Here is a 7,899-nt window from a genome sequence, read left to right as displayed (position 1 = left end):
CGCATCCTCATCACCTCGGCCTTGCCCTACATCAACGGGATCAAGCACCTGGGGACGCTGGCGGGCTCCATGCTGCCGGCCGACGTCTTCGCCCGGTTCCAGCGCGCGCGCGGCCGCGAGACCCTCTATATCTGCGCCACGGACGAACATGGCACGCCGACGGAACTGGCGGCCGCCGAAGCCGGCCTGGACCCGGCCGCCTTCTGCGCTCAGCAGCACGACATCCAGGCCGACCTCGGCGCGAGGTTCGGGCTGTCCTGGGACCATTTCGGCCGTTCGTCCTCGCCCCAGAACCACAAGCTGACCCAGCGCTTCGCCCAGACCCTCTGGGAAGCCGGCTTCATCGAGGAGCGGGTCACCCAGCAGGTCTATTCCAACGCCGACAGGCGCTTTCTGCCCGACCGCTATGTGATCGGGACGTGCCCGCACTGCGGCTATGAGGCCGCCCGCGGCGACCAGTGCGAGAACTGCACCCGAGTGTTGGACCCCGCCGACCTGATCGCGCCCCGCTCGGCGGTGTCGGGATCGACCGACATCGAGATCAGGCCCTCCAAGCACCTGTTCCTGCGCCAGAGCCTGTTCTCCGACAAGCTGCGCGGCTGGATCGACGGCAAGAAGGGGGACTGGCCGCTGCTGGTCACCTCCATCGCGCTGAAGTGGCTGGACGAAGGCCTGCAGGACCGTGGCATCACCCGCGACCTGGAGTGGGGCGTGCCGGTCAACGCCGCCGATTGGGGCCCGAACCCGCAGGGGGCCAAGCCCGACGTCGCTGGACTGGCGGGCAAGGTCTTCTACGTCTGGTTCGACGCGCCTATCGAATACATCGGCGCCACCTGGGAGTGGGCCGACGCGCGCGCGGCCGCCGAAGGCCGCGGCCAGGCCTCAGACGCCGAATGGGAGCGTTGGTGGCGGGGGCCTGAGGCCGCCGACGTCACCTATGTGGAGTTCATGGGCAAGGACAATGTGCCCTTCCACACGGTGGGCTTTCCCTGCACGCTGATGGGCGCGAACGAAATCCGTGGAGCTGACGGCGCGTGGCGTCCGGCGACCAACGCGCCCTGGAAGCTGGTGGACCGGCTGAAGGGCTTCAACTGGCTGGACTATTACGGCGGCAAGTTCTCCACCTCGCAGAAACGTGGGGTGTTCATGGACCATGCGCTGGAGCTGCTGCCGGCCGACTACTGGCGCTGGTGGGTCATCGCCAATACCCCGGAAGGGTCGGACGCCACCTTCACCTGGGAGCAGTTCCAGGCCCAGGTGAACGCCGACCTGGCCGACGTGCTTGGGAACTTCGTCAATCGCATCCTGAAGTTCACCGAGAGCCGCTTCGAGGGCGTCGTGCCCGAGGGCGGCGAGGCCGGCGAGTTGGAGGCCAAGCTGGCCGCCGATGTGGAGGCCAAGCTCGCCGAACTGACCGAGTTGATGGACGCCATGGAGATGCGCAAGTCGGCCCAGGCGCTGCGCCAGCTCTGGGTGCTGGGCAACCAGTACCTGACCGAGGCCGCGCCCTGGACCGCCATCAAGACCGATCGCGAGCGGGCCGCCGTGGCGGTGCGCACGGGCCTCAATCTGGTGGCCCTCTTCGCCAAGGTGTCCGAGCCCTTCATTCCCTTCGCCTGCGAGAAGATCGCCGCCGGCGTCGGCCAGTCCTATCCCGGCCGCTGGCCGGAGGCGGGCCAGGCGCTGAACGCGCTGGCGCCCGGCCAGGCGGTGGCGGCGCCCGAGGTCCTGTTCCGCAAGATCGAGGACGCCCAGGTCGCGGAGTGGCGCGAGCGGTTCGGGGGGGCGGAGGCCGAGCCGGCCTAGCCTCGCTCAGCCAGCCAGCCAGTCGGCCAGGCCCAGCGCCGCGGCGCGGCCGGTGGCGAAGCTGGCCTGCAGCAGGTAGCCGCCGGTGGGCGCCTCCCAGTCCAGCATCTCGCCGGCCAGGAAGACACCGGGGCTGGCCTTGAGCATCCAGCGGGCGTCCAGGCTGGCCAGGGTCACGCCACCCGCGCTGGAGATCGCCCGCTCCAGGCCCCTGGACGCGCTCAACCTCAGGGGCAGGGCCTTGATCGCGCCGGCCAGGGCCAGCGGCTCCCGGGGCAGGGCGGGGCCATGGGCTTCCCTCAGAAGGGCGATCTCCAGGGGGCTGAGCCGCAGGCTCTTGCGCAGGCGGTTGCTCAGGCTGTCGCCCGCCCGTCCGGCCTCCAGCCGCGCGGCCAAGGCCCCCACAGTCCGGTCGGGGCGAAGGTCGATGGCGATCTGGGCGGCGCTTTCGGCCTCCAGGGCCAGGCGCAGCGGCCGCGACAGGGCGTAGAGGGCGCCGCCCTCAAGCCCGTAGGCGGTGATCATCGCTTCGCCCAGCACCCGCCGGCCCGCAAAGTCCACGGCGATCGCCTTCAGCGGCTGGCCGGCGAAGCGCGCGGCGAAGTCGGGGCTCCAGGCGTGGTCGAAGCCCATATTGGCCGGCGCAAAGGCGGCGAGGTCCGCGCCCGCCGCCGCCAGGGCGGGCGTCCAGGCGCCGTCGGCCCCCAGGCGTGGCCAGCTCGCTCCGCCCAGGGCCAGCAGGGTGGCGTCCGGCCGGGCCAAGACCTCCCCCTCGGGCCCTGAGAAACGCAGGGCGCCGTCAGAAGTCCATCCGGTCCAGGCCGTGCGCAGGACGATCCGCACGCCCAGCCCGTTCAGCCGGGCGAGCCAGGCCCGCAGCAGGGGCGAGGCCTTCATGGCCTTGGGGAAGACCCGTCCGCTGGCGCCGACGAAGGTGGGCTGGCCCAGCTCTTTAGCCCAGGCCCGCAGGGCGTCCGGCGGAAAGGCCTCAATGGCGGCCGCCAGATGCGGGCGGGCTTCCCCATAGCGGTCCAGGAAGGCGGCGAGCGGTTCGCTGTGGGTCAGGTTCAGGCCGCCGCGCCCGGCCATCAGCAGCCGCCGGGCGAGACTGGGCATCTTCTCATAGACGGTGACGGCGTGGCCGCGGACGGCCAGGGTCTCGGCGGCCACGAGCCCGGCCGGGCCGCCGCCGATCACGGCGATGTCGGCCATCAGAACCAGCTCAGCTCGGTACGCTCGCCGTCGATCTCCACACCCTTCAGGCGCGCCCGGCCATCCCGGCCGATGGAAACGAGCGCGAAGGCCTGGAGGCCGCCCGGGGCCGCGGCCTCCCGCAGGGCGGCCTCCATGGTTTCAGCGGCGGCCTGGTCGGCATAGAAGCGGGAGACGCCGATATCCAGGGTGACGATCTGCTGGGGGGTGCGCGCCTCGGCGTCTTCGGCCGCGTCCCTGGGCGGGGCGAGGAAGCCCTCGCGGCAGGTCGCCTGACCGCGCACCACCAGGGGGCCGTGGCGGGCGGCGGCCTCGCGGGTTGCGCCGGCCCCGCTCACCTGATGGCGGCCATCGGCGCCGGGGCTGAGCGCCACCCAGCTGTCACGGCCGGCGAAGTGGGCGTCCAGGTCGGGCGGGCAGGGGGTTCCGGGCGGCAGGGCCTCGGTGAGCTGCAGGGCCGCATAGTGGCCGCTCAGCAGGTTGCGCGGATCAAAGGCCTCCATGGCCAGGCGCACCTCGGCCCCCTGGCGGCGGGCCTGATCCTCGCGCACCAGCAGGCCTGTCAGGGCGAGGATCAGCAGCAGGGTGACCAGGCCGATCCGCAGGGCGAGGCCCCGCGGTGTGCTCACCGTGACAAGGAGGCCCTTCATGCGCGCCGCCTCCGGAGCAGCGCCCCGGCCAGCAGGGCCAGCAGAGCGCAGCCGGCGAAGACGCCTGCGGCGGTCATCAGCCCCAGGCCCAGGTCCATGAGGATGGCGCTGACCGCGGCGATGGTGGCGAGCACGCCGGCCGCCGTCACCGGCCCGGTGCGGTCGTGCAGGCCGAGCGCCACCGCAGCGCCGGCGAGGATCAGCCAGGCCAGGCGATGGATCAGGCCAAGGCCGTCTCCGGCCAGCCCGCCCACGGCGAAGGCCGCCAGGGCGCCGAGCGCGAGCCAGCCATAGAGGATGCCGGCCGCCGGCCAGTCCCGCTCGTGGATGTGACGCGCTCCGGCGCCGGCCAGGACGAAGGCGCCGGCCAGGGCGAGATAGCCTTGCGGGCGGATGTCGGGGGCGGCGAACAGCCAGCCGATCACCAGGGCGGGGCCGGCCAGGTGGGCCAGGCTGCGCGCCTTCCAGCCCAGGGCCAGCAGGGCCCCGGCGGGGGCGGCCAGGGCCAGCCAGCGCAGCTCAAGCCCCAGCAGGCCCGCGGGACCTGCGAAGTCGCCCAGGCCGATGAGGGCCAGCCCCGCCACGGCGGCGGCCTGGGACCGGCCGGCCAGGGCCAGCAGCACCGCGGCCAGGCCCGCGCCGCGCAGGGCCGCCTGAGGGTCGCCGGCCAGGTCGAAGATCTGTCCGGTCAGGCCGATGGCCGCGGCATAGATCAGAGCAGCCACCCCCAGCAGCACGTCACGGGTGAGGCGCCGGCCGGCCAGCTCGGCCCAGGCGGCGCCCGCCGCGGTAGCGGCGAAGGCGCCCAGGATCATGGCGAAGCGGACCAGCCGGGGAATGGCGTCCCAGTTGGCCGCCACGAAGGCGATGACGGCCAGACCGGCCAGCACCGCCCCCAGGATCGCGAGCGCGGCCCCGGCGTCCAGGCGGCGGCCCTCGGCGGCGCTGGCCAGGATCGGTTCGCGGGAGGCGGCGGGCACCAGCCCGGCCTCGATCCAGCCGTCGAGATCCTTGGCCAGCCTGGCCTTGTAGCCTGCCATCACGTCTCCAGCAGCGGGGCGAGGGACGGCCCGGAGGCCGGCCCTGGCCCCTGGGGGCTAGTGCAGCCTGTGCTCGGCGGCTTCCTCGGGCGAGATTTCGAGGAAGCCCGGCATGACCGCATTGTAGGACGGAACAGCGTCCAGCTTGACGATGGCGTTCCTGTGGCCTTCCCAGACCATGTTCAGCGCCACATAGAGCACCACGGCCAGACCGAAATAGCCGATCCAGCGATACTTGTGCAGGAGGCGGGCGATGTAGGTGGCGGCCACCCCCATCAGCGCGATGGAGAGCAGCAGGCCGAACACCAGAATGCCCGGGTGTTCCCGCGCCGCCCCGGCCACGGCCAGCACATTGTCCAGGGACATGGACAGGTCGGCGATCAGGATCTGGATGAAGGCCGCGCGGAAGGTCTTCACCGGCCGGGCGCGGGGTTCCGTGGCGGGGTCGCCGTCAAGCACCGCCTCGGCGTCGGCCTCGTCGGCCACGGCCTGCTCGCGCAACTCCTTCCACATCTTCCAGCAGACCCACAGCAGCAGCAGGCCGCCGGCGAACAGCAGGCCGATGATGCCCAGCAGCTGGGTGGTGATCAGGGCGAAGCCGATCCGCATGGTCACGGCGGCGGCCAGGCCCCAGAGGATCGCCTTGCGGCGCTGCTCCGGGGGCAGGGCGCCCGCGGCCAGACCCACGGCCACGGCGTTGTCGCCGGCCAGCACGAGGTCGATCAGAAGGACTTGGAAAAGGGCTGAAAGGGCGGGGCCGTGTTCGGCGAGTAATGACTCAAGCATGCGGCTTCAATGCGCCAGCCCCTGAGCCTCCGCAACGCCAATTATGGCGCTGCGGAGGCGAAGTTCTGAGGAAAGTAATCGCGGGCCGGAGCGTGGGCTCAGGCTGGCTCGGTTTCCCGGGCCGGAGCCGTCTCGGCGGGGGCGGAGTCCGACGCATTGTGGACCGCCGTGGCCGCTGCGGCGCCGGCGGCTGCGGCCGCCACGGGGGCGGCCAGGCCGGAGCCGCGGTCGGCCTCCGGTTCGGAAGTCTCGCCATAGCCGAAGGTGCGGAAGCGGCGGCGACGCTGCTCCTCCTTGCGACGGGCGGCGACGTTGCGGGAGATGGCGGCCAGGATCAGCACGGCGGCCAGGACGGCGAGCGCCATGAGCAGGGTCGAGCCGCTGATGTTGGACTCCTGCGCGGCTTCGGCGGCGTCGGTGGCCGCCGACTCCACGGCCGAGCCCGCGTCGGAGGCGGCCTGGCCGGCGCCTTGCAGAACTTCTGAGGTCTCCGGCGCGTCCTCGCGGCCCCAGAACTTGAACCGCTCCAGGAAGCTGCGGATGCGGCCGGTGGATTCGCCGCCTTCGGCCTCAGGCGCAGCGGCGATGGCCGGCGCGGCGGGCTGGGAGGCCACGGGCGCGGGCGCAGGGGGCTTGGCCACGGGGGCCTGAGCCGACGGAGCGGGGCGGGCTGGCGCCTGGGCCTGAGGCGCCGCCGGCCGGGCGGGTTGAGCGGTTGCGGCCGGGGCCTGGACCTGCGGCGTTGCGGGACGGGCCTGGGCCACGGCGGGCTGGGAGGCGCGCGGCGCCGGGCTCAGCTGGCCAGACGCCCGGGGCGCCGGCGCGGCCAGCCTGGCCTGCCGCTCGCCATAGATGCGCTGGCGCTCGGCCCGGGACAGGTCCTCAGGATTGGGGATCGGCCGCATGGTGGTGACCAGCACCCCGTCGGCGCGGCGGAAGCGCACGACGCCATTGGGCTGCTGGCCGGCGGGCGGCAGGCCGCCCTGGGCGTAGACTTCGCCCGGCGCGGGCGGCAGGCCGCCCATGAGGCCGTCATGATGGGCCGAGGGCGCTTCCCCCAACAGGGGCGGCGGGGGCGGCGGGGCCTCGGTATAATAGTCCGGCGACTGGGCGCTGGGCCCGCTGGCCGGGCTGCAGCCCGCCAGAGCCATGAGGCTGACCGTGAGCGCGAGGCCAAGGCCGCCGCCGGCCCGCAGGCCTCCGTTCAAAGTCCTGATCGTCATGGGACGTCCCCTCATTCCCGTGTCCGAAGCGAACACCTGCCCGCGCACAGGCCGAGTCCATGGTAAATCAAGAAATCATGACGCGGGCTTGAAATCAAAGCGCGCAATCGGGGCGCGGGAACCGCCTTCGCCTCAGGGGCGAGAAGCCGGCTTTGCTTGCGGGACCGTGTTGGTCCGCGCAGCCCGCCTTTCGCCCGCGCCCGGAAACCGGGTTCAACGCCTGGGGCGGCTGGCCTCGTACAGGGCCACGGCGGCGGCGGCCGAGACGTTCAGGCTCTCGAAGCCCCCCGGCATGGGAATGCGCGCCAGGACGTCGCAATGCTCGGCCACCAGCCGGCGCAGGCCCGCGCCCTCCGAGCCCATGACGATGACGACGGGGCCGCCGTCCAGGGCCTGGTCCAGGTCAAGCTCGCCCTGGCCATCCAGCCCCACGGCGCGCCAGCCGGCCTCGGCCAGTTGCTCCAGGGCGCGGGAGAGGTTCACCACCCGGGCCACGGGGATCTTGTCCACCGCGCCCACCGCGGCCTTGGCTAGGGCGCCGGTGAGCTGGGGCGCGTTGCGGTCCTGCAGGATGACGCCCGCCGCGCCGAAGGCCGCGGCCGAGCGCAGTATGGCGCCCACATTCTGGGGGTCGGTCACCTGGTCGAGCATCACCAGCACCCGGCCGGCCTCGGCGGCGAAGCGCTCCAGGTCCGCCTCGGGCAGGTCGCCGGGGCGCAGGGCCAGGCCCTGGTGGACCGCGCCGGGCAGCAGCTGGTTGAGGCGCTGGGCCTCCACCGTCTCCACCCGCAGGCCAGGAAATCGGGACGCCAGCTCCGCCGTGCGATCAGGGGTGGCGAGGATTCGTTCTGGGCGTCCGCGCAGGGGGTTCTCCAGGGCCGCGCAGACGGCGTGCCAGCCCCACAGCCAGCCTTGCGCGGGGGCCTCGGGCCTTTTGCCGAAAGGCTTTTCAGCCCCTTTTCGAGCCTTGTTGCGGGGCGCGTTGCGTTCCCGGATCGACGACACTATAAGACGCGCTCCATTTTGAGGCCGGGACAGGTCTCCGCCGGTTTCCCGGGTGTTGGCGCCGCTTCTAGCAGAGGCCGCAACCGGGGGCGGAGGGAATTTGTTTCAGGTCTTGGAAAGGTTCCGAGCGCGCGGGGGAATGTCCCGAGTGGCAAAGGGGGCGGACTGTAAATCCGC

General features: G+C 72.7%; 7 protein-coding genes. 1 reads left to right on the top strand and 6 read right to left on the bottom strand.

All coding sequences use genetic code 11. The features are described 5' to 3' along the window. Window positions 1-1,806, top strand: a 1,806-nt coding sequence (gene metG / locus V7D28_RS11830; protein WP_333587585.1) for a methionine--tRNA ligase, incomplete at its 5' end; no start/stop codon positions are given. 6 nt (window positions 1,807-1,812) lie between these two features. On the opposite strand, the gene V7D28_RS11825 is transcribed toward metG, so the two are convergent. The 6 genes from V7D28_RS11825 to rlmB form a co-directional block, all read right to left on the bottom strand. Continuing rightward, entirely contained in the window at window positions 1,813-3,018 is a 1,206-nt protein-coding gene (locus V7D28_RS11825; protein ID WP_333587584.1) for a TIGR03862 family flavoprotein, read from the bottom strand. Continuing rightward, a complete protein-coding gene (locus V7D28_RS11820; RefSeq protein WP_333587583.1) occupies window positions 3,018-3,668 on the bottom strand; it encodes a GDYXXLXY domain-containing protein in 651 nt (216 codons plus the stop codon). The genes V7D28_RS11825 and V7D28_RS11820 overlap by 1 nt, the downstream gene beginning before the upstream one ends. Continuing rightward, window positions 3,665-4,708 (bottom strand): DUF2157 domain-containing protein, encoded by a 1,044-nt coding sequence (locus V7D28_RS11815; protein ID WP_333587582.1) that lies wholly within the window; start codon window positions 4,706-4,708, stop codon window positions 3,665-3,667. Before V7D28_RS11815 ends, V7D28_RS11820 begins: the two co-directional genes overlap by 4 nt. Before the next feature lie 57 nt (window positions 4,709-4,765). Beyond that, window positions 4,766-5,494, bottom strand: a complete 729-nt coding sequence (locus tag V7D28_RS11810; RefSeq protein ID WP_333587581.1) for a TerC family protein — start codon at window positions 5,492-5,494, stop codon at window positions 4,766-4,768. A gap of 98 nt (window positions 5,495-5,592) precedes the next feature. Further along, a complete protein-coding gene (locus V7D28_RS11805; protein WP_333587580.1) occupies window positions 5,593-6,717 on the bottom strand; it encodes a hypothetical protein in 1,125 nt (374 codons plus the stop codon). Between the two features lie 213 nt (window positions 6,718-6,930). Beyond that, a complete protein-coding gene (gene rlmB, locus V7D28_RS11800; protein ID WP_442957934.1) occupies window positions 6,931-7,722 on the bottom strand; it encodes a 23S rRNA (guanosine(2251)-2'-O)-methyltransferase RlmB in 792 nt (263 codons plus the stop codon). Window positions 7,723-7,899 lie beyond the last annotated feature (177 nt).

This window comes from Phenylobacterium sp. (assembly GCF_036723115.1).
Lineage (GTDB): Bacteria > Pseudomonadota > Alphaproteobacteria > Caulobacterales > Caulobacteraceae > Phenylobacterium.
The sequence above is the reverse complement of the archived record's forward strand: the minus strand, read 5'-3'. Positions and strand labels throughout refer to the sequence as shown.